Source organism: Streptomyces sp. NPDC008317 (assembly GCF_042955955.1).
In the GTDB taxonomy this organism is placed as follows: domain Bacteria; phylum Actinomycetota; class Actinomycetes; order Streptomycetales; family Streptomycetaceae; genus Actinacidiphila.
Map to the genome: position 1 here is coordinate 533838 of NZ_JBIBFQ010000006.1, position 24640 is coordinate 558477.

General features: G+C 71.8%; 19 protein-coding genes. 16 read left to right on the plus strand and 3 right to left on the minus strand.

Features of this window, described 5'->3' with window-relative positions:
- Positions 1–149: 149 nt before the first annotated feature.
- The 3 genes from ACFY9V_RS22560 to ACFY9V_RS22570 all read left to right on the plus strand — a co-directional run bounded on the left by ACFY9V_RS22560 (position 150) and on the right by ACFY9V_RS22570 (position 4465).
- Entirely contained in the window at positions 150–1430 is a 1281-nt protein-coding gene (locus ACFY9V_RS22560) for a hypothetical protein (RefSeq protein ID WP_391042920.1), read from the plus strand.
- Positions 1431–1553: 123 nt separating this feature from the next.
- The gene (locus ACFY9V_RS22565; protein ID WP_391162544.1) at positions 1554–3935 is read left to right on the plus strand and encodes a tetratricopeptide repeat protein; all 2382 of its coding nucleotides are present in this window, start codon (positions 1554–1556) and stop codon (positions 3933–3935) included.
- Between the two features lie 74 nt (positions 3936–4009).
- Complete coding sequence (locus tag ACFY9V_RS22570) at positions 4010–4465, plus strand: flavin reductase family protein (protein ID WP_355336440.1); 456 nt, start codon at positions 4010–4012, stop codon at positions 4463–4465.
- 203 nt (positions 4466–4668) lie between these two features.
- Here the strand turns inward: ACFY9V_RS22570 and ACFY9V_RS22575 are convergent, their stop codons facing one another.
- From ACFY9V_RS22575 to ACFY9V_RS22585, 3 genes are all read right to left on the minus strand, one after another.
- Entirely contained in the window at positions 4669–6489 is a 1821-nt protein-coding gene (locus ACFY9V_RS22575; protein WP_391162545.1) for a glycine betaine ABC transporter substrate-binding protein, read from the minus strand.
- Entirely contained in the window at positions 6482–7777 is a 1296-nt protein-coding gene (locus ACFY9V_RS22580) for a betaine/proline/choline family ABC transporter ATP-binding protein (RefSeq protein ID WP_391162546.1), read from the minus strand. The genes ACFY9V_RS22575 and ACFY9V_RS22580 overlap by 8 nt, the downstream gene beginning before the upstream one ends.
- A gap of 198 nt (positions 7778–7975) precedes the next feature.
- Complete coding sequence (locus ACFY9V_RS22585) at positions 7976–9319, minus strand: MFS transporter (protein ID WP_391162547.1); 1344 nt, start codon at positions 9317–9319, stop codon at positions 7976–7978.
- A gap of 72 nt (positions 9320–9391) precedes the next feature.
- On the opposite strand from ACFY9V_RS22585, the gene ACFY9V_RS22590 reads away from it, so the two are divergent.
- The 13 genes from ACFY9V_RS22590 to ACFY9V_RS22650 form a co-directional block, all read left to right on the plus strand.
- On the plus strand, positions 9392–10198 hold the full coding sequence (locus ACFY9V_RS22590; protein WP_355336345.1) for a DeoR/GlpR family DNA-binding transcription regulator: 807 nt from the start codon (positions 9392–9394) through the stop codon (positions 10196–10198).
- A gap of 367 nt (positions 10199–10565) precedes the next feature.
- Positions 10566–12011: a family 2B encapsulin nanocompartment shell protein gene (locus tag ACFY9V_RS22595; protein WP_391162549.1), complete on the plus strand. Its 1446-nt coding sequence runs from the start codon at positions 10566–10568 to the stop codon at positions 12009–12011.
- A 71-nt stretch (positions 12012–12082) separates the two neighbouring features.
- Entirely contained in the window at positions 12083–13138 is a 1056-nt protein-coding gene (locus ACFY9V_RS22600; protein ID WP_355336438.1) for a family 2 encapsulin nanocompartment cargo protein terpene cyclase, read from the plus strand.
- Between the two features lie 63 nt (positions 13139–13201).
- Positions 13202–14077 carry a geranyl diphosphate 2-C-methyltransferase gene (locus ACFY9V_RS22605; protein ID WP_355336343.1) on the plus strand — a complete coding sequence of 292 codons (876 nt, stop codon included), beginning with the start codon at positions 13202–13204 and terminating at the stop codon, positions 14075–14077.
- Between the two features lie 116 nt (positions 14078–14193).
- Positions 14194–14421 carry a hypothetical protein gene (locus ACFY9V_RS22610; protein WP_391162550.1) on the plus strand — a complete coding sequence of 76 codons (228 nt, stop codon included), beginning with the start codon at positions 14194–14196 and terminating at the stop codon, positions 14419–14421.
- Between the two features lie 560 nt (positions 14422–14981).
- The gene (locus ACFY9V_RS22615; RefSeq protein WP_391162551.1) at positions 14982–16313 is read left to right on the plus strand and encodes a hypothetical protein; all 1332 of its coding nucleotides are present in this window, start codon (positions 14982–14984) and stop codon (positions 16311–16313) included.
- 388 nt (positions 16314–16701) lie between these two features.
- On the plus strand, positions 16702–17619 hold the full coding sequence (locus tag ACFY9V_RS22620; RefSeq protein ID WP_391042900.1) for a DUF4397 domain-containing protein: 918 nt from the start codon (positions 16702–16704) through the stop codon (positions 17617–17619).
- A gap of 8 nt (positions 17620–17627) precedes the next feature.
- A complete protein-coding gene (locus ACFY9V_RS22625) occupies positions 17628–18281 on the plus strand; it encodes a class F sortase (RefSeq protein ID WP_391162552.1) in 654 nt (217 codons plus the stop codon).
- Between the two features lie 692 nt (positions 18282–18973).
- Complete coding sequence (locus ACFY9V_RS22630; RefSeq protein ID WP_355336333.1) at positions 18974–19267, plus strand: lactococcin 972 family bacteriocin; 294 nt, start codon at positions 18974–18976, stop codon at positions 19265–19267.
- 317 nt (positions 19268–19584) lie between these two features.
- Entirely contained in the window at positions 19585–21687 is a 2103-nt protein-coding gene (locus ACFY9V_RS22635) for a hypothetical protein (protein WP_391162553.1), read from the plus strand.
- A 48-nt stretch (positions 21688–21735) separates the two neighbouring features.
- Positions 21736–22605 (plus strand): ATP-binding cassette domain-containing protein, encoded by an 870-nt coding sequence (locus ACFY9V_RS22640; RefSeq protein WP_391162554.1) that lies wholly within the window; start codon positions 21736–21738, stop codon positions 22603–22605.
- 212 nt (positions 22606–22817) lie between these two features.
- Positions 22818–24389, plus strand: a complete 1572-nt coding sequence (locus ACFY9V_RS22645; RefSeq protein WP_391162555.1) for a glycosyltransferase family 39 protein — start codon at positions 22818–22820, stop codon at positions 24387–24389.
- Positions 24390–24455: 66 nt separating this feature from the next.
- Positions 24456–24640: hypothetical protein (locus tag ACFY9V_RS22650; RefSeq protein ID WP_391162575.1), on the plus strand; the 185-nt coding region annotated here is incomplete at its 3' end.

Below are 24640 nucleotides of genomic sequence, written 5' to 3' on the forward strand. Positions count from 1 at the left end.
GGCACCATCCGCCTGACCAGCTCCGCGTACTACTGCTGCTCGGCCCTCTAGCAACACCGCCGGAGCCGGGCCCTGTTGACCACTTCGCGCAGGCCCCGGCTCCGGTGACCGGCTCCGGTCACCGACTTCCCCGTAGAGAGGCACCCCGCATGACCGTGACCTCGTCGGACGGCACCACGACCGCGCCGGACGGCGGCGGCGGCGCGGTCCTGCTGCACAAGCTCACGATGATCCCCGAGGACGACGGCGTGATGGTCGGCCGTCCGGACACCGCCTCGTACGCCGTCTTCCCCGAGGAGGGCGCTGAGGCGCTGCGGATGCTGGAGGCCGGGGTGCCGGTGGCCGAGGTGGCCGCCTGGTACGAACGGACCTGCGGCGAGCCGCTGGACGTGGACGACTTCCTCGACGTCCTGGCCGATCTGGGGTTCCTGCGCGGGGACGGCGAGGACGAGCCGGCCGGCCCGGTGCGATGGCAGCGGCTCGGCGCCTGGACGTTCTCCTGGCCCGCCTGGCTGGTCTACCTCGCGCTGATGGTGACCGCCGCCGCCTGGATGATCAGGGACTCGTCGCTGCGGCCCTCGTACCACGACGTGTTCTTCACCGACCATCTCGCGCTGATCCCCATTGCCCTGACGGTCGTTCAGATCCCCTGCATCCTCGTGCACGAGGGCTATCACGCCCTGTCCGGGCGGCGGTTGGGGCTGCCGTCCACGCTCACGATCAGCCGCCGGCTGTACTACCTGGTCGCCGAGACCCGGCTGGACTCGCTGTTCAGCGTGGAGCGCAAGCGGCGCTATCTGCCGTTCGTGGCCGGGATGCTGGCCGACGCCGTGCTGATCTCGGGCCTGACGCTGCTGGCCGTGGCGCTGCGCGGACACGGCCCCGCGTGGATCTCCGCCCTGATGCTGGCGATCTCCTTCACGTGTGTGATGCGGCTGCTCTGGCAGTTCATGTTCTACCTGGAGACCGACCTCTACTACGTCCTCACCAACGCCCTGCGCTGCTCCGACCTCCAGAACGCCGCCCGCTTCCAGGTGCGTACGCTCTTCCGCCGCTGGACGCGCAGGCCGCCCCCGGTGGCCGACCCCGACGCCGAATGGTCCGACCGCGACCGGCGGATGGCGCGCTGGTACGCGCCGATGCTGGTGGTCGGTTACGGATTCTCGCTCGGCAGCCTGCTGTGGGCGGGGATTCCGACCACCGTGCACTTCTGGTCGCAGATCAACAACCGCTTCAGCGATTCCGGGACGGCCACCAGCGGGATTCTCGACGCGATCAGCTTCGTCGGCCTCACCGCACTACAGTTCGGGCTGCTGCTTTACGTGACAGTACGGGACCGGCGCGCCGCGAAGGAATCCCGTGGGGATTCGGAACGGGAAGAGGAGCAGGGCCCGAACGGCCAGGAGCCGGAAATCGCAGGCGTCGCTTAAAGCACGCCTTTCCTCTTGGAGCGCTCGGCTCGCTTCCCCCGCTTTGTTCGCTCACCACGCTTTGTTCGCTCGCCCCGCTTTGCTCGCTCGCCCCGCTTTGTTCGCTCGCCCCGCTCGGCTCGCATGAACCCCAAGAACCTCAGGAACTCCCAGGAACTCCAGGACCACAAGGAGCACTTCATGACCTCGTCCCCGCCTCGGCACTGCTGGGTCGCCGCCACCGGCACCGCCGCCGACCCCGCCGACCCGGCCGGTTCCGTCACGTACGGCGACCTCCCGCCCGCGCCCGAGCCCGACATCGACGTGCGCTGTCACCGCCGGCTGCGGGGCCCGTACACCGGGGGCGGGGCCCTGCTGCGCGCGGTGATCCCCGAACTGGCGGGCGAGCACGACGAGTTCATTGCCGCGCGGGCCACCGAGGTGATCTCGCTGGCACCCGACCTGGCACCCCGGGTGCCGATCGCGCCGCAGACGCTGACCGCGCTCGCCAGCCGCGCCGAGCGCACCCGCTTCTACTCCGTCGCCCGTACGCTGCGCGTCTCGCACGGCGTCGCCGAGCTGCTGACGGACTGGGCGCGTACCGTCCGCCCCGGCGGTACGGTGATCCGCTTCCGTGAGCTGGACGACGCCGACCCCACCGACCGTGAGCTGGTCTCCGTCCTGCTGCGGCGCTGCGACCCGGCCGTCCTGCGGCTGGTGGTGGAGACGGACGGTCTCGCCGACGACGAGTTGGGGCAGGCGCTGCGCACGTACGCCGACCGGGCCGCGCCGGAAGCGGCCGGGACCCCGGACGAGCGGCCTGCCGAGCGGCCTGCCGAGCTGCCGGACGAGCACCTGGACGAGCACCTGGCGGGCGCCGATCTCGCGCAGCTCTTCATCGACGCGGACGGCACCAGCAAGGACCCGCGACTGATCGCCGCCTACGAGGCGTTGGACCCGGCCGAGCGGGCCGCCCGGCACAGCGCCCGCGCGGAGCTGCTGGCCGAACGCGCCGAGCCGGGTGTGTCGTTGGGCGCGCACCTGTACCACCTGGAGCACGGCACCGACCCGGCGGCCGGGGCGGGCACCGCCTTCGTGGACGCCTGCGAGTCCTGCTTCGACAGCGGCTTCTACGAGGCGGCGCTGGAGATCTCGCAGCGCGGGCGGGCGCTGTTCGGCGACGCGCGGCCCAAGCCGTACTGGAACCTCACCAACAAGATCGGCGCGTGCCTGTCGTATCTGCGGCGCGGCGAGAAGGGCTTCTCGTACTTCGCCGAGCTGCGGTCGGGCAGCACCGAGCCCGAGATCCACATGAATAGCTGCTACATGATGGCGATGCTCTACACCCGCCACCTGCCCAAGGGCATGCACGACGAGATGCGGGCGCTGGAGTGGGTCAACACCGCGATCGCCATCGCGGACTGGAACCCGGACCCGCACCGCCGGGTCTTCGTGGGCGCCTTCATGCGGAACGCGAAGGCGCTGGTCGAGCTGCACCGCGCCGACCTGGACGCGGCGCTGGCGCTGGTCAACGACGCCATCGCGATGACGGACGAGGATCTCGGCCCGGACGAGCAGCTTCTGCACCGCTCGGTGCTGCGCTACAACCGCGCGCAGATCCTGGCCGCGCGCGGCGACCACGAGGGCTCGCTCGCCGACTACGACCTGGTGATCAGCCGCGACCCCGACTACGGCGACTACTACTTCGAGCGGGCCGGAGGGCGGCGCGCCAACGGGCAGTTCGACGCGGCGCTCGCCGACTACGCCGAGGCGATCCGGCTCAGCCCGCCGTTCCACGAGGCGCACTTCAACCGGGCCGATCTGCTGCGGGAGTTGGGCGACGAGGAAGCCGCGCTGCGCGATCTGGACTACGCGGCGATCCTCGACCCCGGCCACGTCGACACCCTCGTCAACCGGGCCGACCTGCTCATGGCGCTCGGGGAGATCGAGCAGGCGACGGCGGACGTCGAGGCGGGCCTCGCGCTGGACTCCAAGAACGCCAACCTGCTGTGCGCGCAGGGGACTCTGCTGGCCGAGTCCGAGCAGGTCGACGCGGCCTTCACCAGTTTCACCGCCGCCCTGGAGTCCGACCCGTCGTTCGTCGCCGCCTGGGTCAACCGGGCCGTGCTGTCGTACTCCGCCGGGCGGCTGCCGGAGGCCGTGGACGATCTGGACCACGCGATCGAGCTGGCCGACGATCCGGTGCTGCGCGGCAACCGGGCGCTGGCGCTGTACGACCTGGGCGCGTACGAACGGGCCCTGGCCGACCTGGACATCGCGATCCCGGCGCTCGCCGACGAGGACCCCGACCTGCTCTACCGGCGCGGCGCCGTACGCCTCGCGCTCGGCGAGACGGACGGCGCCTTCGCCGACTGGCGCGACCACCTGGCGGCCTACGGGGAGGGCGAGGCGTCGCCCTTCGTGGAGGAGATCGCCGAGCGGATGCGGGAGTTCGTGCCCGGCGACGGGGAGTCCGCGACGGTCGGCCGGGAGTCGGTACCGAGCGGCCGGGAGGGCGCGGCGTGACCGCGTCCGCCGAGGCGCCCGCCTCCGTACCGGAGTTGGAGGCCGGTGTGGGGCCCGGGCTCTACCGGGCGGTGATGCGGCAGCACGCGAAGGGCGTCGCCGTCATCACCGCGGGCGAGGACGCCGGGCCGCCGGTCGGCTTCTGCGCCACCTCGCTGACGTCGGTCTCCCTCGACCCGCCGCTGGTCTCCTTCACCGTCGGCCTGCACGCGGCGTCCTTCACCGCCGTGGAGAGCGCCCGCCATGTCGCCGTCCACCTGCTCGCCGAGGGCCAGGAGGACACCGCCCGGCGCTTCGCCCACGGCGGGGCCGCGAAATTCGGGGCGGCCACCGCCTGGCACCGGGGGCCGCGCGGCCTGCCCGTGCTGGACGACGTCCTCGCCGCGCTGATCGTCTCCCTCGTCCAGCTCGTGCCGGTCGGCGACCACGCCCTGGCCATCGGCCGGGTCGTCGAGGCCACCCACGCGCCCTCCCCCGCCCGGCCGTTGATCCACCACGACGGCGCGTTCGTCCATCTGGCGCTTCCCTAGGGTGTGTTGACGGCCCGGCGGGACGACCCCGCGGGCTCCCCGTCCACCGTTCGGTGGACAGCGGAGTACCCGTACGGTCGTCCCGCCGGGCCGTCCGCGCGGTCGACCGGCTCGGCGCCCGGCCGGAGCGCCCCCGGCTGTCCGGGCGCGATGCGGTACGGATTCCGCGAACCCCTCTTCCGCGTCGCCGGCTTGACGGGGGGTCAGCCGGTGGCGGTCACCGGCGCCATCTTGTCGGCGATCCCCGGATTCTTCGCGAGCCACTTCTTGACGCCCGCCGCCGTGTTGTCCTGGCCGGCGGACTGGATGTCGGCCTCCAGGGAGCTGAGCTGCTCCTCGGTGAGGTGGAAGTCCTTCATCCAGGCGGTGACCTGCGGCAGCTTGTCCGCCCGGCCCTTGTTGGCCAGATTGTGGATGGAGTCAGCCTTGCCCCACAGGCCCTTGGGGTCGGCGAGCTTGGTCAGCTCGTACGTGCTGTAGGCCCAGTGCGGGGACCACAGGACGACGGCGACCGGCTTGTGCTGCGCGTAGTCCCGCTTCAGCTCGGCGAGCATGGCGGAGGTGGAGCTGCTGACGACCTTGTACTCGCTGTCGAGGCCGTAGCCCTTGAGCACCGTGGAGTTGAGCAGCTTCATCTCGCCCGCGCCCGGCTCGATGCCGATGATCTTGCCGCCGAACTCCTTGCCCCGGCCCTTGAGATCGGCCATGGACGAGACGCCCTTGACGTAGGACGGGACGGAGACCTCGAGGGACGTCTGGTCGTACCACTTGCCGAGGTCGGCGTAGTCCTTGCCGTACTGCTGGAGGTAGGACGCGTGCGTGGTGGGCAGCCAGGCGTCGGTGAGGTAGTCGAAGTTGCCGGTGGACAGGCCGGTGAAGGCGGCGCCGGGGTCGTAGGTGTTGACCTGGGCCTTGTAGCCGCGCGAGTCCAGGACTTCCTTCCACAGGTTGGCCGACGCGATGGACTCGTCCCAGTTGAAGGAGCCGATCTTGACCGTCCGGCCCTTGCCGACGTCCGCCGAACCGGCCGTCGCGGGGCCGTCGTCGGAGTCGCCGCCGAAGATGCCGGTGCCGCAGGCGATCAGGGCGAGCGCGACGACGGCGGACAGGCCGACGGCGGGGCGCGGGCGGTAGCGCAGCACGCTCAGGCCGCGCGTCGGGAGCTTCGCGCGGGCCAGCGCGAGGGCGCGGCGGCCCAGCGGCGAGACCTGGTCGCCGAGCGCGCCGGTGATCCGGTCGAGGTAGATGGCCAGGATGACCACCGCGATGCCGCCCTCGAAGCCGAGGCCGATGTTGACCTGGCTGATCGCGCCGAAGACGGTCGAGCCGAGCCCTTCGGCGCCGACCATGCCGCCGATGACGACCATCGACAGCGTCAGCATGATGACCTGGTTGACGCCCGCCATGATGGTCGGCAGCGCCAGCGGCAACTGCACGCGCATCAGCGTGCGGCCCGGCGACGTACCGAACGCGTCGGCGGCCTCGACCAGTTCCTCGTCCACCTGCCGGATGCCCAGCTCGGTCATCCGGACGCCGACCGGCATCGCGAAGACGATGCAGGCGATGACGGCCGGGACCGTGCCGAGGCTGAAGAAGATGATCGCCGGGATCAGGTACACGAAGGCGGGCAGCGTCTGCATGACGTCGAGCACCGGCCGGACGACCATGCTCGCGGTCCGGCTGCGTGCCGCCCAGATGCCCAGCGGCACCGCGAGCAGCAGGGCCACGACACCGGAGACGACGACCAGGGACAGCGACTGCATCGCCTCGTCCCACTGCGCGATGGAGTCGATCAACGCGAAGCCGAGGAAGGCGAGTACGCCCGCCGGGAGGCCGCGCATCCACAGCGCGATCACCGCGAGGATGGCCGCCATGAGCAGCGGCGGCGGGCCGCCGAGCACCCATTCCACGCCGTCGTACATGTGGTTGACGACGCTGCTGATCGCGTCGAAGAGCCAGGAGAGGTGGTCCGTCAGCCAATTGACGGCGTCCTCCGCCCAGTTACCGAGGTGAATCCTAGGCACGGGCGGCCTCCTTCCCCTCGAAGGACCCGGATTCGACGGAGCCGGAATCGACGGAGCCGGATTCGAGCGCGGAATCGACGGTCCCGGATTCGGGCGCGGTCTCGTCCTCGTGGTCGCCGAGCGCCGCGAGCAGCGCGACGCGCGGGATCACTCCGGTGAGCCGCCCGTCGTCGTCCACGACGGCCAGCGGCAGCTTCGTCCGCGAGGCGGGCGTGAGCAGGCCGGACAGCGGGGTGTCGGCCTGGGTCGTCACGCAGTCGGTGTCCATGAGGTCGCGCACCGTGCCATCGTTGTCAGCCTGCGTGCAGCTGACCTCGGTGACCGTGCCGACCAGCTTGCGACCGCCCTCGGCCCCGCCCTCGACGACGAAGGCGGCGGACGCGTGGTCGTCGCGCAGGACGCTCATCGCGGCGCGCGGCCCGTCGTCCGGGCTGACCATCACGCGCGGTTCCTCCATGATCGAGGCGGCGGTGAGCACACGGGAGCGGTCGACGTCCTGCACGAAGCTGGCCACGTAGTCGTCGGCCGGTTCGGTGAGGATGTCCTGCGCGGTGCCGATCTGGACGATCCGGCCGTCGCGCATGACGGCGATACGGTCGCCGAGCCGCATGGCCTCGTTCAGGTCGTGGGTGATGAAGACGATGGTCTTGCGCAGCCGCTGCTGGAGTTCGAGGAGCTGGTCCTGCATGTCGCGGCGGATCAGCGGGTCCAGCGCGGAGAACGACTCGTCCATCAGCAGCAGTTCGGCGTCGGTGGCCAGCGCGCGGGCCAGGCCGACGCGCTGCTGCATACCGCCGGACAGCTCGTCGGGCCAGGACTTCTCCCAGCCGCTGAGGCCGGTCATCGCCAGCGCCTCGGCGGCCTTGGCCTCGCGCTCCTCGCGCGGGCGGCCCTGGACCTCAAGGCCGTAGGCGGCGTTCTCCAGCACGCTGCGGTGCGGGAAGAGCGCGAAGTGCTGGAAGACCATGCTGATCCTGCGGGAGCGCAGGTCGCGCAGGGCCTTCGCGGACAGGGCCGTGAGGTCCCGCCCGTCGAACAGCACCCTGCCCGAGGTGGGCTCCAGCAGACCGTTCAGCATGCGCAGCAGGGTGGACTTGCCCGATCCCGACAGGCCCATCACGACGAATATCTCGCCGGGTTCCACGGTGAAGGAGGCGTCGACGACCGCAGCGGTCGTCCCTTCCTCCCTCAGTTTCTCGCGGTCGGCGCCTTCCTGAAGCCGACGTACTCCTTCCTTCGGCCTTCTGCCGAAGATCTTGCTTACGTGCTCGACGACGAGCTGTGTCACGGTGGCCTTTCGGGGCAGGGGACAGAGCGGAGCCGAACCTTCCGACTCCGCGTCGCCGCCTACCCGAGGTCACACGCAGCGCAAACAAGACGGCTTAAATCGGTCCTCTATGCCCGATTTGATGTCGCTTTGCGGGGCAGCTCATTGTGACCGGATCGTGTCCAAGAACGCAGGGGGCTCGTCAGCCCCGCCTGACACTCAGGCCCCGTGCGGCGCACTGGCGGCGTCCGTCTCCGTCATCGTGTCCGTCTCGACCGCCGCGCCTGTCCCGGCCGCCGCGTCAGGCTCGACCGCCGCGTCTGTCCCGGCCGCCGCGTCCGGCTCCGCGTCCGGCTTCAGGGTGCCCGCCGCGACGCTCGCGATGACACAGAAGGCGACCGGCAGGGCGAAGGTGGCGTTCAGCGGCATGAAGTGGGTGAGCGGGCCGATGACGGCCGGGCCCGCGAGCATGCCGAGGTAGCCGAGGCCCGCCACGCGGGAGACGTTGGCGCCCGCCGCGTCCTTGTCCGCGTGGCCGGCGGCGCTGAAGAGCTGCGGGATGCAGCCGGACAGGCCGATACCGAAGACCGTCCAGCCGATGAGGGCCAGCGGGACGCTGTTGGACAGCGCGGCCGTGGCGAGACCGACGGCGCCGAGGGCGGAGCCGTACCGCAGGACCGCGACCGTGCCGACGCGGGCGGCGACCGAGTCGGTCAGGAAGCGGCCGACGGTCATCGCGGTGGCGAACGCGCCGTACGCGAGGGCGGCGGTGGCCTGCGGGGCGTCGAGGACGTCGCGCAGGTGGAGCACGCTCCAGTCGTTGGCGACGCCTTCGCTGAGCATGAGCATCAGGGCGAGGGCGGCGAGGATCCAGATACGGGAGGGGGTCTTGCGCGCGGACTTGGCCGCCGCCTTGGGCGTATCCGTGGCCGTATCCGTACCCGTGGCCGTCGCCGCGCCCGTGGCCGTATCCGTGGCCGCGCTCGCGTCCGCCCGCTCGGCCACTTCCTTGGGGAGCAGCGCCGGGGCGGCCAGGGCCATGACGGCGAGGCCGACCAGGGCCGCGGCGCCGAGGGTGACCGCCGGGCTCCAGCCGAGCTTCAAGGTGAGCGCGCCGAGCAGGGAGGCGATGACGCCGCCGACCGAGAAGACGGCGTGGAAGGCGGACATGATGGGCCGCGCGTATCCGTGCTCGACCTGGACGGCGTGGGTGTTCATGCTGACGTCGAGGGAGCCGTTGCCGAAGCCGAAGACGAACAGGGCGGCGGCCAGTGCCCACGGGTTGGTGGCCAGGCCCGGCAGGACGACGGCCGCGGCGCACAGCGTGGCGCTCGCGGGTACGACCTTGCGGGAGCCGATCCGGTCGGTGAGGGGCCCGGCGAGCTGCATGCCGATGAAGGCGCCCCCGCCGAGCAGCAGAAGGAGCCAGCCGAGCACGGCGTGGCTGATGCCCACGCGGTGTTCGATGGCGGGAATGTGCACGATCCACATGCCCAGGACGAAGCCGTTGAGAGCGAAGAAGGCGAAGGTGGCCAGCCGTCCGGCCCGCAGGGATCTCTCCATGGTTCGAACGTAACGAACAGATTCTCTGTTTGTAAAGTTGCAATCCGAACATCTCGGGTGTTCGATTGCGTCATGGCGAGTACGGCGGGCGGTACTGAGGGAACGGGCGGCGCGGCGCACGCCGGGGCGGCGGAACGGCTGCGGCGGATCGCGGAGGCCGTGCGCGAGGCGGGCCGGATGAGCGTCGCGGACCTGGCGGAACTCACCGACACCTCCGAGATGACGATCCGCCGCGATCTGGAGGCGCTGGCCGAGCAAGGCGTCATCGAGCGCTACCGGGGCGGCGCCCGGAGCCTGCTGCTGCGCGGCGAGGAGCCGCCGTTCGCGCTGCGCGCGCAGGACGGGAGCGACGCGAAGCGGCGGATCGCCGCCGCCGTCGCGCAGATGCTCACCGACGGCGAGTCCGTCGTGCTCGACAGCGGCACCACATGTCTAGAGGTCGCGCGCGCCCTGGAACACCGGCGCCTGACCGTCATGCCGCTGTCCCTCCACGCGGCCAACGCCCTCACCGGCGCCGCCCACGTCAAGCTGCTGCTGCCGGGAGGCGAGCCCCGCCCCGGCGAACTCGCCCTCACCGGACCGCTCACCGAGGCGTCGCTCGCCTCCCTGCGCTTCGACACCGCCGTCATCGGCTGCTGCGGCCTCACCGCGGCCGACGGCCTCACCGCCTACGACCTCGCCGACGCCGCCGTCAAGCGCGCCGCGATCTCCGCCGCCCGCAGGGTCATCGCCGTCGCCGACGCGGCCAAGTTCTCCCGTACGGCGCTGGCGTTCGTCGCCGCGCCGACCGCCCTCGACGCCGTCGTCACGGACGGCGCGGCCCCCGCCGAGGAGACGGAAGCCCTCGCGGCGGCCGGAGTCACGGTCCACACCGTCTGAGACGTGTCCCTCGGGGGCTTTCCCGCCTCCCGCGAACGGCGCGCGGGCAGGGGGCGCGCCGGGGTGAAACCTTGTGACGGGGGGATCACCCGAACCCGTGAAGGGTGGGGAAAACGCCTGGCGGCGGCGTTGTGGCGGCGGGCTGAGGTGATCGCGGGGGCGCGCGCCCCTTCCCGCCTCGGCCGGAAGGTTTGCACCACTCGCGGCGCGAAGTCGCCCCCCGCGCGCCGTACCGGGACGGCGCCCCGGGCTGTTTCGCTGGTTCCCGTGCGGTGGGCCGTCCGGTCCCGGGGCCGTTCGGTCCCGCGGGCCGTCCGGTCCGCGACTGGCCTGTGCGCACAGCTCTGTTCCCCGTCCCGGAGGCAAAGTGCCCGCTTCGGAAAGCACCATCAGCCCCACGACCGACGAGCCGCCGCCCGCCGCACCCGGCGACGGCGCGCGGCTCACCAGCCTCAGCACCCTGGGGGCGCGGCAACTCGCCACCACCACCAAGTCAGAACCGCAGATGCGCGGGATCAGCTCGCGCTGGCTGCTCAGGATGCTGCCCTGGGTGGACGTCCCGAGCGGCACCTACCGCGTCAACCGCAGGCTCCAACTCCACGTCGGCCAGGGCAGGGTGAGCTTCGACCAGAACGGCGCCGACGACGTCCGGGTGATCCCGGAGACGCTGACCGAACTCCCGGCGCTGCGCGGCTACCAGGACACGGACGTGCTGCGGGAACTGGCCGGCCGCTACGAGGTCCGCCAAGTGCGCGCCGGAGAAGCGCTGTTCACGGCAGGGCAGCCGATCACCGACACCTACCTCGTCGTCCACGGACGGCTGACCCGGTACACCGAGGGCAAGTACGGGGAGGAGGCGGTCACCGGAGTCGTCACCGACGGGGGCCAGTTGGGGGACGAGGCCATCGGCCAGGACGAGCCGCGGTGGACGTCCTCGGCGCGGGCCGACACCGCGGCCGTCCTGCTCACCGTCCCCTGGACCGTCGTCGCCGAAGTCGCCGGCCGCGTCCCCTCCTTCGCCGCGCACCTGGCCGCGTACGCCGAGCGGCAGCGGCGGCCGACGAACCGGCGCGGCGAGGCGGACGTCCCGACGCAGGCGGGGCACCGCGGCGAGCCGTCGATCCCCAGCGGCTACGTGGACTACGAACTGGCCCCGCGCGAGTACGAGTTGTCGCTGACCCAGACCACGCTGCGCGTGCACAGCAGGGTCGGGGACCTCTACAACGACCCGATGGACCAGACCCAGCAGCAGCTCAAGCTGACCATCGAGGAGATCCGCGAGCGCCAGGAGTGGGAGCTGGTCAACAACCGTGACTTCGGGCTGCTGCACAACACCGAGTACGACCAGCGGATCAGCACCTTCAGCGGGCCGCCGACACCGGACGACCTGGACGAGCTGCTGTCCATGCGGCGCGGCACCCGCTTCCTCATCGCCCACCCGAAGGCGATCACCGCCTTCTTCCGGCAGGTGAGCAAGCGCGGTCTGATGCCGGGCCTCGCCGACGTCAACGGGCACGCGGTGCCCGCCTGGCGCGGTGTGCCGCTGCTGCCCTGCGGCAAGATCCCGGTCACCGCGCACCACACCAGCAGCATCATCGCGCTGCGTACCGGTGAGGACGACCAGGGCGTGGTCGGCCTGCTCCCGACCGCGCTGCCGGATCAGCTCCAACCGGGCCTGAACATGCGCCGCATGGGGGTGAGCACGACGGCGGTCATCAGCTATCTGGTCACCGCCTACTACTCGATGGCGATCCTCGTGCCCGACGCGGTCGGCATCCTGGAGAACGTCCAGCTCGGCAGGACCGTCGAGTGACCGGGCCGAGCGTGGATCACGCGACGGGCGCGCCCCCGGACACGGACGTGTCGCGGGCGGCGGCCACCACGGTGGCCGCCGTCACCCCCACCGTCCCCCGGCAACTGCCCGGTCCGCAGAATCTCACCCGGACGCTCAAGGCCCGGCGCACCGGGGCCGTTCCCGGTCTCAGGTACCAGCCCGCGCCGCCCGTGGACCAGGCGAAGGTCGACGAGGTGGACCGGCGGCTCGAGGAGTGGGCGCGCGGCCTCGACCTGTTCCCGCCCGCGTGGAACGGGGACTTCGCGGGATTCCAGTTCGGCCGGGCCGTGGTGCTCCAGCATCCGGGCGCCGCCGACCTCGAACGGCTCACCGTCGCGGGCGAGTTGCTGCTCGCCGAGAACCTGGTGGACTCCTGCTACTGCGAGGAGGAGGAAGGAAGAGGCGGTTCCCACCAGGGCCTCGGCGGGCCGCTGCTCATGGCCCAGTCGGCGATCGACCCGCACCACGGCACGCCCGAGTCCGAGGCCCAGTGGCGGCTCGGCATGCAGGCGGACGGGCCCCTGCGCTCGTACCACTGGGCGATGAGGGACTACGCGGAGTTCGCCACCCCGAGCCAGACCACCCGCTTCATGCACGACATCGCCCGGCTGCACCTGGGCTATCTCGCCGAAGCGGCCTGGGCGGAGAAGCGTTTCGTCCCGCAGGTGTGGGAATACCTGGTGATGCGGCAGTTCAACAACTTCCGCCCCTGCCTGTCGATCATCGACGCGGTCGACGGGTACGAGCTGCCCGAGGCCGTCTACGCGCGGCCGGAGATCCAGCGGATCACGGCGCTGGCCTGCAACGCGACGACCATCGTCAACGACCTCTACTCCTTCACCAAGGAGCTGGAGGGCGACCCGACGCACCTCAATCTGCCGCAGGTCGTGGCCGCCAACGAGGGATGCGGCCTCAAGGCGGCCTATCTGGAGAGCGTCGAGATCCACAACCGGATCATGGGCTCCTTCGAGGAGGAGGCCGCCGCCGCGTCGGCGACGTCACCGCTGGTCGCGCGGTACGCACGCGGGCTGTCGGACTGGGTGGCCGGCAACCACGAATGGCACGCGACCAACACCCACCGATACCGCCTGCCCAACTACTGGTAGGCGCAGGCCGCTTCACCCGCTCCACGGCACGATGACCGATCCCAGTACCAAGAGGAGTCAGCGTTGACCATTTCGCACCCCGGCGTCGCCAAGGCACCGGTTCCGGCCCAGTCCACGTACCAGACCCGCGTCGCGGACTACTGGAACGCCGAACAGAATCCGGTCAACCTCGAACTGGGCAGGATCGACGACCTGTACCACCACCACTACGGTGTCGGCGACGTGGACTGGTCCGTACTCGACGAGACGGACCCCGCCAGGCGCCGGGATCTGATCACCACGGAACTGCACCGGCTCGAACACGCCCAGGCCGAACTCCTCGCCAAGCACCTGGGCCCGCTGAGCCCCGAGGACCGGGTCTTCGACGCCGGCTGCGGGCGCGGCGGCGGCAGCGTCACCGCGAATCTGCGCTACCAGTGCCACGCCGACGGCGTCACGCTCTCCACCAAGCAGGCCGACTTCGCCAATGAGCAGGCGCGGGCGCGCGGTATCGACGGCAAGGTCCGCTACCACCACCGCAACATGCTCGACACCGGCTTCCAGACCGGCGGTTACGCCGCGTCGTGGAACAACGAGTCGACGATGTATGTGGAGTTGGACCTGCTCTTCGCCGAGCACGCCCGGCTGCTGCGCCGCGGCGGTCGCTACGTCGTCATCACCGGTTGCTACAACGACACGTACGGGCGCGCGTCCCGCGAGGTGTCCCTGATCAACGCCCACTACATCTGCGACATCCACCCGCGCTCGGCGTACTTCCAGGCGATGGCCAAGCACCGGCTGGTGCCCACCCACGTCGAGGACCTGACGGCCGCGACCATCCCGTACTGGGAACTGCGCAAATCCGCCGACCACTTGGTCACCGGAGTCGAGGACGCCTTCCTGACCGCGTACAAGAACGGCAGCTTCCAGTACCTGATGATCGTCGCCGACCGCGTCTGACCTTCGGCGCGCGAGACCTCCGGGGGGACCCCGGCTCGGACCAACACGAGCCGGGGTTCCGGGGGTCAGTGGCGGCGCGGCGGAAGGGGGGCGGACAGGCCCGTACCGAACAGGCGGTGGTCGACCTCGTCCAGGGCCAGGCGCAGGGCGCCGAGGGCCACGCCCTCGTCGGCGAGCGTGGAGGCCCGGATCTCGGGGAGGCGCAGGCACGGGCGGCGGACACGGTGTTCCTGGCCGTGCACGGCGTCCAGACCGGCCGGTTCACCGCCGCGAGCGAGCCGGAGGCCGACATCGGGCGGGCCCTGATCGCCGCCGCACGGCGAACCGTCGTGCTCCCCGACTGATCCTGGCCGGCGACCCATCCGCGGCCGGAGCGGCTCCGAATACGGGGCAGGAGAGCGTCTCCGTGTGGTCGTCGTACGGGAAGGACCGGGCCTGCCGCTTACCTCCACTGAGCTGTGGAGGTGTCGTTTCCGGACCGCGGGATCTGCTGAATCTCTGCCCATTCAGCCCGCGTCCGGAATTTGTCGTGCCCGAATACCGGGACGCTCCCGATGAGCTTTGTGGTGCGTGAGTGAATTACTCGCGAGTAAAAGGATCACCGTAATGATCATCACCACTCTCGCCGCGCTGACCAGCACGTTTGATCGCAGCGGGCATATTCGGGATTCACTCCGTGTCCGAGATTGAACGGAAAGTGAGAGGGCTTGTCAGTTTCGTTCAAGTGTGCTGATATTCGGGCTGGATTCCTTTCGCTCCGAGGCGCTGCGGAGTCGGCTTCCTCAGGGGGGAGGCCGATTTCGCGGAAGCGGGCACCAGCCCGTGACGCCCCGGTCCCGGTCGTCCGGGCGGCGGTCGTCACCGCCGCGCGGGCGCCGTTCCCCTTCCAACCCGTGAGCGGTCCATGTCGCAGAACTTCTTCGAGCCCCGCACACCGGTACGGCGGCCACGGCCGCCGGGACCGGCGCTCGGCCTGCCGCCCGGCCTGGTGCCGGGGCTCGAACCCGCGGCCCGGGAGGGGAAGGCCGCGGGACCGTCCGGGGGCGGGGGGCCGTCGGGGCCTGGTGAACCTCCCAGACCCGGCGGCCCCGACGAGCCGTCCTGGCTCCGGATCTACTGGAACACCCTGCGGTCCTTCGTCCGGCGCCACCTCGGACTGAGGCCGAAGGCGCCGGCCGCGCCCGGTGAACGGGCCGCCCGGCGGCACCGGGGCCGGGCGCTCGCGGTCACCGTGCTCGTCCTGGCGGTGGTGTCCGCGGCGGCCGTGGTCGTCCTGCGCGACCGCGGCGGCTCGGGCTCCGGGTCCGGGACCGAGGGCTCCGACCGGCCGACGGCGGCCGTCGATCCGAACGCGTCCGCGTCCGGGTCGTCGTCCGCGTCGTCTTCCGCGTCGGTCTCCCCGTCCACGCCGCCGCCGATCCGCGACGCCGTCGCGACCTGGGTGGCCGGGCACATCGGCCCCACCCACGTCGTCGCCTGCGACGTCGCCGTCTGCGCCGCGCTCGTGTCGCACGGCTTCCCCGCGGGCTCCACGCTCACCGTCACCTCCTCTCCGCAGCAGCTGCTCGGCGCCGATGTCGCCGTCGTCACCGGCCCGTTGCGCGCGATGGCGGGGGACGCGCTACGGGATCTGACCGGCCCGCAGCCGCTCGCCGTGTTCGGCGGGGGTGAGGGTGACGGGACCGGGTCGGGGGACGGGGCGGGTGACGGGGCCGGGAGCGGCAGCGGGACGGACGCGGCGGCCGACGCGCAGCGCGCCGAGGTGCTGCCGATCGCCCACGCCGGGCGTACGGCGTACGAGCGCGTGGCCGCCGCGGACCGCGCGGAGCGCCGCTTCTCGGGGGCGGCGCTCGCCGCCAACCAGCGGATCACCTTCCAAGGCGGCACGCGCGCGCTTCTGACGAGTGGTCATGTCGACCTGCGCGTCTGCGCGTTGCTCGCCGTCCTCAGCAGCGGTCACACCCTCACCGTCGCGTCCTTCGACGCGCCCGCGCCCGGCGCCGGTGCCGACGTCCCGCGCGGCGGCGTGGCGATCTCGCGCGTGGACGGCTCCCCGGCCACGGGGAGCGGACCGCAGGCCGCCGCGCTGCGCGCCCTCGTCGACGCCCAGCAGCCGCCCTACCGCCCGCTGCGGACCGCGGCGCGTACCGGTGGCGCCGGAACCCCCGCCGTCCTGACCGTGCTGTACGACCAGCCCGCGCCCGACGGCCTCGTCAGCGCCAACTCGCCTTCGTGAACGCCGCATCGCCCCCGCACGGGCCGCCCTCCGGGCCCGGCCCGAACCCGGACCTCGACCGTGAACGCCGAAGCCGACCCCGTACCGGCCCCCGGCTCGACCGTGAAGGCCGGACCGACCGGCCCACCCCGTTGGGCGGCCCGACCCCGAGCCGACCCGACACAGGCCCCGGCCCCGAACCCCGAGCCGCCCGTCAGACGGCCCGACCCCGCCCCGACACAGGCCCCGACCCCGCCCCTGAACCCCGAGCCGACCGGCACACCCGCCCGTCAGACGGCCCGACCCCGGCCCGCACCGACGCAGGCCCAGACCACGCCCCCGCCCCCGCCCCCGACCCGCCCCTGAACGCCGGACCAATCGGCGCATCCGCCCGTCAGAAGGACTTCGCATGAGGCTTTTCCCGCGGGCGACCGCGCGCACCGGATCGTCGTCCAGACCGTCGTCCAGATCCTCGTCGCGGGCCGCCGCGCTCGGCGCCGCCGCCGTTCTCACGCTCAGCGCCGCGGTGCTGGCGGGCCCGGCCGCGGCCGGTGCGTCGGCGGCTCCCGCCTGGTCCGGCGGCTGGCTGCGGCTGGCGCACTTCTCGCCCGGTACGCCGCCGGTGGACGTCTACCTCTACCCCTTCGGCGGATCGAAGGCCGCGATGGTGCTCAAGAGCGTGTCGTACGGGCACGCTTCGCCGTACGAGTCGGTCGCCACCGGCCAGTACACGGTCGCGATGCGGAAGGCGGGCGACCCGGCGTCGGTGTCGCCGGTCATCTCCTCGACCGTGCGGGTCGTGCAGGGCCGCGCGTACACCGTCGCCGGGCTCGGCCCGAACTCGGCGCTGCAACTGCGCACGCTCTCCGACCAGTTGTCGGCCCCGCAGGGCCAGGCCGCGGTACGGGTCATCCAGGCGTCGCTGAGCCAGCCCGCCGTCGCGGTCCACGTGGCCGCGCTGAACCAGGGTTCGCTGCGCTTCCCCGCCTCGACCCCGTACCGCACGGTGTCCGCGGGCAGCACGACCGTACGGGTCTCGGCCGGGGCCGCGACGACCTCCCGTACCGTCCAACTGACCGGCCGCAGCACGCACACGCTGGTCGTCCTGTCCTCCACCGGCTCCGCGCCCGGCCTGCTCGACCTCACCGACTCCGCGGGGCCGAGCCGTCAACCCCACGGCGGCGTGGACGCGGGCTTCGGCGGCCTCGACCAGCGGAAGGCGGCGGCCGAGGGCTCCCGTACGCCCCAACTGGTCGGCTGGGGAGCCGCCTTGGTCATCGGTTCCGGCCTGCTGGTGCTGTCGGTACGCCGACTGCGGCGCGGCTGAGCGGCGTCATGGCGCCGCGACACGCACGGCCCCGGCCGCGTCATCGGGGAGCGGCCGGGGCGCTCGCCGTCCTCGGAGTGGTGACGGTCGCGGGCGGCGCCGTCGGCCTCGCCGCGAATCTGGGGACGCGGCCGGGCTCCGGCCATGCGCGCGCCGCCGTCGGGGCGGTCGCCCCGGAGCCGGGCCGGGTCGTCAGCCGGCCCGTGGCCCCGACGGAGGCGACCGCCGCCCGGCCCCGCGGGCTCGCCATCCCGGCCATCGACGTCGACACCCCGCTCGAACCGCTCGGCCTGACCCCTTCCGGTGCCCTGGACACCCCCTCGCGGCCGAGCCGGGCGGGCTGGTTCGACGCGGGTCCGGTCCCCGGTGCCCCCGGCCCCGCCGTGCTCGTCGGCCACGTCGACTCCCCCGACGGCCCCGCCGTCTTCTCCCGTCTCTCACTCCTGCGGGTCAACGACGTCATCCGCGTCACCCTCGACGACAACCGGACCGTCCGCTTCCAGGTGACGTCCGTCCGGAGCTACGCCAAGGACGCGTTCCCCACCGAGGCCGTCTACGCCCCGCGCCCCGACCCCCAACTCCGCCTGATCACCTGCGGCGGCCGTTTCACCGGCCACACCTACCTCGACAACATCGTCGTCTTCGCCCGCCTCCTGCCCTGAGGCCGCCCGCCTCGTCCCCCGCGACACAGCGCGCCGTGAGGATTCCGAATGCGTTTCGCGGGAGCGGTCTCACATTCCCGCAACACCGTTCCGGATAGCCGTACTTCGCGGAAAACGGAATGCCGCACCTTACTTGCAGCGTGAATCAAGTTGAATCCGGAATTCCGCACCGGAGGGCCGTTTCCCGGATCTGATTCAAGCCGCATACCGCCGAGAACGCGCCAAGCCTCGGTACGGGATTCGAGGTCGGCCGGATCCGCGCCTATCGTCGGCCGGGTTGCCGCGGACCACCCGGCACCGGCACGGGGGAGCACACATGCGTGGGATCAGAAGACCGACCATCGGCGCAGCGCAGCACGTGAAACGGTACGGGCCCGCTGCGGCGACCGCCTGACGCGTCGCCGTCCGCACCGGCGCCCGCCCGCCCGCGCCGGGCGTCCACGTACCCCGTACCGCCCGAAATCCGGCCCGCGGCCGGACATCGCGCGGTGCGGAATTCCCGCTTCCCATTCACCTGCCGACCACCGCCGTCGCCGCCCGCTGACGCCGGTGGATTCAGGCATGGGCGGACCGTTCCGACCCGCCCGCGACAGGCAATTCCCGGAGCGCAATTTCATGGTTGCCAGTGCAACTGAATGTGTGCCAGGGTTCTGCCTCGTCCGATCAAGCCCACGAGAAAGCGGAGTTCATTCATGAACAAGAAAACCGGAATTAAGGTCGCCGTCGCCGCTGTCGCCCTCAGCTTCGCCGCCGCCACGCCGGCCCTGGCCACCTCGGTCGACGTCGGCGGCGGCAAGTGGAGCTACGACCACGGCGCCAACACCGCGTGGTCGAACTACAAGCACCCGACGAACAAGCACGCGTCGTCGGTGAAGATCGGCACCGTCGTGTTCGGCAGCGGCTGCACGGCCAAGGGCGTATGGTCCCTGGCCTCCGCGGGGCTGAACGGCAACTCGGTCAGCTACTACTACAACCCGTCCTGCTGACCCTCCGTCAGCGAGGGGGCCGGTCATGGCTGACCGGCCGGGCGGTACCGGTCGGGCGGTAGCGGTCGGGCGGTAGCCGCCGGGTGGTAACGGCCGGGTGGTAACGGCCGGGTGATCCGGCGCGGTTGTGGAGGCGGGGACGTCACCGCCTCCACGGCCGCTCGGCGCTCCCGCGCCCGCGCCCGCCCTGAGCCGTGAGCCGTAGCCGCAAGCCGCAAGCCGTAAGCGGTAAGCCGTGAACAGCCGGTACACCGTACGTCGCCGTCACGCCGTCACGCCCGTCTGAATTCCCGAGCGCCCTCAACCGAGGAATCACCATGCTGCATCGCGGTATTCGAGTCGTCCACGCCGCCCTTCTGGCCTTCTCCGCCGTCCTGGCCTTCCTCTTCGTGCGCGGACTCGACGAGGACGGGGTGCTGGGCAACTCCGCCATGGTCGACGTGCTCGACTCCGACGGATCGACGAGCGCGCCCCACGTCGTCCAGGCCGTCGAGTCGTTCGCGGCGCGGCACGGGGTCGGGGTCGCGCGCGAGGTGCCCGACCTCAAGAACCCCGACACGGTCCGCCACCTGTACCTCGCGCCCGGCGGCACCGGTACGCGGACCGCGAAGTGGCTGGATCACGGCTACCCGGCGTTCAGCGAGAACTTCACCACCCGCGTGCACCCGCTCGCCGACGTCGGCCAACTCGACCCGCGCGGCACGTACTACGTCTTCGGGCCGGCGGGCGCCGCCGACGCCCTGCGGCTGGAGTTCACGCACCTCGGCATGACGGTCGAGGTCAGCCACCCGCTGTCCGTACGGGGGTTGATCGACCGGTACAAGAACGACTCGCTCTTCCGTTCCTTCTACGTCGTCGCCCTCGCGGCGCTGACGATGACCGGCGCGAGCGTGCTGCTCAACGCGCGGGCGTACGGCGTACTGCGCATGCAGGGCATGTCCTTCACCGGCATCCTGCTGCGCGACCTGCGGCGGCTCGCGGTCTTCTGGCCGCTGTCGGCCGCCGTCGTCGCGGCCGCGGTCCTCACCTTCCTCGGCCTCTACAACGGCCTCGCGTGGCTCGGCCTGTTCGGCGCGGTGGCCGCGGTCCTCGCCGTCCTGCTGGCCGCCGTCGTCCTGGCCGCGCACGCGGCGGCGCTCGCGCTGACGTTCAAGGTCGGCGTCCTGCCCGCGCTCAAGGGCGAACTCCCTTCCCGAGCCGCGTCCTTGAGCGTCTACCTGGTCCGTGTCCCGGCGCTGCTGCTCGCGCTCAGCATCGCCACCAACGCCACGCTCGCGAGCCGCGACGTTCTCACCCGTGAGGACAACCGGGACGCGTACCACGCGGTCGGCGACGCCGTGTCGATCCGGCTCAGCGGCGCATTCGCCATGCACATGGACCAGTTGGACCAGCACGTCGGGCCGTGGCTGCGCAGAGCCGACGCGCGGGGCGAGGTGATCGTGGCCGGGCGGCGGGACCTCCAGATGTCCGCGCCCGGTGAGCACCTGCCCTCCGGCGAGATCCTCGTCGTCAACGACACCTATCTGGCACGGCAGCCGATGGTCGACCCGGCGGGGCGGCGCTACGCGTCGCAGGCCGGGAGCGCGACGGCCGCGGACGCCCGCGCGGTACGGCTGCTGATCCCCGACACGCTCGCGTCGGACACCCCCGCGATCACCAAGGCCGCCGAGGCGATCATCGATCCCGACCTCACCGGGCGCGTCCCCATGAAGGTCTCGGCGACCCGCGGCGGCCAGCGCGTCTTCGGCTACAACACCGGTGAGTACTCCTACCGTTCGGGCCACGACGCGGCCGAGGACCGATCCATGGTGCGCGACCCGGTCGTCATCGTCGTCCCCAACGGATCGCGCTTCCTCACCGACGACGCCTACACCGCCATCGCGACACAGGCCGGAGTCGTCTTCCCCGACCCCGCCGACGTGACCGCGGGCATCCGCGCGGAACACCTCCAGGACTACGTGAACTCCATGAGTCCGGTGGGCGAGAAGACCGCCCTCGACCTCAGGAAGGCGCTCACCGAACTCCGGGTCCAGATCTTCAACCTGGTCATCGCCGCGATGGTGCTCCTCATCGCCGCGGTCGGCGTCTGCCTCATCTACGCCCGCAAGAACGCGCAGAGCATCTTCGCCCAGCACGTCAGCGGCTGGCGGTACGTCGCCTCGCACCGCTTCCTCCTGGCCGTCGAGGTGGCCATCGCGGTGATCTTCGCGACCCGGGTGCCGTTCCAGACGTGGCAACAGCGCCAGCACCTGCGGCAGTTGGCCGCCGCCGGTGAGCCCGCGACCTTCGAGCCGACCCGGCTGACCGCGCTCGACCTCGGTGTCATCAGCGGTCTGGTCGTCTTCGAACTGGCCGCCGTGCTGCTCGCCCTCGCCTACTTCCACCGCCGCATCGTGAAGGAGGGCGCGACCGGGACCTGAGCCGGCCGCGCCCACGGAATTCCTCCACCGAGCAGGAGTGTGCCTGTCATGACGAAGCTGATCGAGATCGAGAGTCTTTCGAAGTCCTATGGTTCCCGCACGTTGTGGGACAACGTCAACCTCACCGTGGAGCGCGGCGAGATGCTGGCTCTCGTCGGTCCCAGCGGATCGGGAAAGTCGACCCTCCTCAACTGCCTCGGTCTGCTCGACCGCCCGACGTCCGGTGCCATCCGGTACGAGGGGAAGGACATCACGCGGTTCGGCCGCCGCGACATCCGGCAATTCCGCCGCGACACCCTCGGATATCTCTTCCAGCACTACGCGCTCATCGAGAGCGAGACCGTCGAGCAGAATCTCGAAGTCGCGGCCAGGCCGAGGCCGTTGCTGCGCGGCAAGGCAGGGCCCGCGATCGCCGAGGCCCTGGAGCGGGTCGGCCTCGCGGGGCGCGGCAAGGAGACGGTCCATCACCTCAGCGGCGGTGAGCAGCAGCGGGTCGCGCTGGCGCGCGTGCTCGTCCAGCGCTCGGCGCTGGTGCTGGCGGACGAGCCGACGGGCGCGCTCGACGACGCCAACTCGGCTGTGGTGGTGGACATTCTGCGGGAGCTGAGCCGGTCGGGGTGCGCGGTGGTGATCGCCACGCACGACGCGGGCGTGCGGGACCGCTGCGACAACGTGTTCGCGGTGGGGAGGGGCGCGGGGGCCGCACCGGGGGCAGGGGCCGCACCGGGGGCAGGGGCCGCACCAGGGGCAGGGGCGGCACCGGCATCCCCCCGGCAGGCCGCACCCGCGCCCGCATCGACCGCCGCATCGACCGCCGCGCCGAACAACGTACCGAACAACGCGCCGAACACGGCGCCGAACAACGTTCCGGCCACCGTACCGACGGCCATTTCGAGCGGTGCGCGCGCGGAGAAATGACGTTCCGAAAGTCCGCCGCGCGCGCCGGAGTAGGATGCGTGTCACCGCCATCAGTGGGTGTCGATCACGCTTCCTCCAGGCGGTTCACAATTCAACAAACTGCCTCGGGTGCCTCTTTGACGTCCACCGACAGCAAATCCCGTTCGATACAAAGCCGTTCGGGATTCAAAGCAACCATCGCGGCCTCTCGGGCATCTTTACCGAGTCGGGCGATGCTGATCTGGCTGATTCCGCCGCTGTGGACTCTCGCCCTCGGCCTCTGGGGACTCTCCCGGCAGCACACCGTCTGGCGTGACGAGGCGGCCACCTGGCAGGTGGCCGGGCGGTCGACCCCCGAGATCCTGCGCATGCTGCACCACGTGGACGTCGTGCACGGCCTCTACTACCTGCTGATGCACGCCCTGTTCAGCGTGTTCGGACCCCACACGACCACGCTGCGGCTGCCCTCGGTGCTGGCCGGCGCGGTGGCGGCCACCTGCGTCGCGCTCATCGGGCGGCGGCTGGCCGGTCCCGCCGCGGGCCTCGCGGGCGGGCTGGCGTTCGGGCTGCTGCCCGCCGTGCAGTTCTACCTCCAGGAGGGGCGGCCGTACGCGCTGGTCGCCGCAGGGGCCGGGGTGTCGACCCTGCTGCTGGTCGCCGCGCTCCAGGAGGACACCGGACCGCGCCGCCGCGCGTGGCGCTGGGCGGGATACGGCGGCGCCGTCCTCGTCTGCGGGCTGCTGAACTGGTTCTCGCTCCTGATCCTCCCCGCGCACCTGGCCACACTGCTCTGGTCCCGGGCCGCCGACCGCCGTACGTGGGCCGCCTGGACGGCCGCCTCCGCCGTCGCCGTCCTGGCCGTCACTCCGCTGGCCCTCTTCAGCCGGGGCCAGTCGGCGCAGGTGTCCTGGATTCCGCCGCTGACCTGGCACATGCTGATCGGACCCGGGGTGCTGGTGCTGATCGGCGGCGTCTGCGCGGCGGTGTCCGGCCGCCGTATCGCGGGCCGCGCCCGTACGGACGTCTTACGTATCACCCCACCTCGTACCGGCACGCCTCGTATCGCCCCACCTCGGTCCGACGCGCCTCGTACGGACGGGCCTCATGCGCACGCGCCCCGTACGGACCGGCTGTCCGCCGCCGCCGTGGGGCTGCCGTTGCTCGCGGTGCCGCAACTCGGCCTGGTCTGCGTGTCGTTGTTCCAGCCGCTGTTCCTCGACCGCTATGTGCTCTTCAGCATGCTGGGCCTCGCGCTGCTCATCGGCGCGGCGATCGGCGCCGCGGTGCGCGCCGCCCGGCCCCGTTTCCCGCGCGCGTCCGCGTGGATCGTCCCCGTGGCGGTCGCCCTCGCGACGGTGGCGCTGATCCCGCAGTCGCTCGCCGAGCGCTCGCCGAAGAGCCGGGTCGACGACGTCATGGCCGTGGCCTCCGACGTCCAGCGGCTCAAGCGCCCCGGCAACGCCGTCCTCTTCATCCCCTCCGCCCGCCGCGACACGGAATCCGTCTCCCCCGGCGCCTTCTCCGGCCTGCACGACATAGCGCTGACCGAGACCCCGGAGCGCTCCGGAACGCTGAAGGGCCTGGAGGCGGCCCCGGCCCGCATCCGTACGGCGATGCTCGCGCGGGACCGCATCCTGCTGGTCACCGACGTCCCCTGGATCGCCCGCCCCCTGACGGCGGCGCAGGACCGGATGAAGATGCGGGTCCTGCTGACGTACTTCACCCCGGTGGCCGATGTCCGCGTCCACGGACGGCGGTTGACGGTGTACGAACGCCTTCCCCGCCCCGCGCGCGCCGCCCGCTGAACCGTCCTGCCGCACCGTCCCGCTCACATCGACTCCCCGTCCGTCGCGGCCGACCCGGCGGCGAACATCACCGATGTCTCCGCGTTCACCAGCCCCGACAAGCCGGACACGGCGACGCTGGTGCTGAACTCGTACCCGTTCCAGGCACCCGGCCCGGCCGTCGCGGCAGAGGGCATTCACCCCAACTGCCGCTGTGCTCCGAGCCCTTCGGCGAACCACCGGGTCAGCGTCGTCGGGTGGGTGATCGCGGT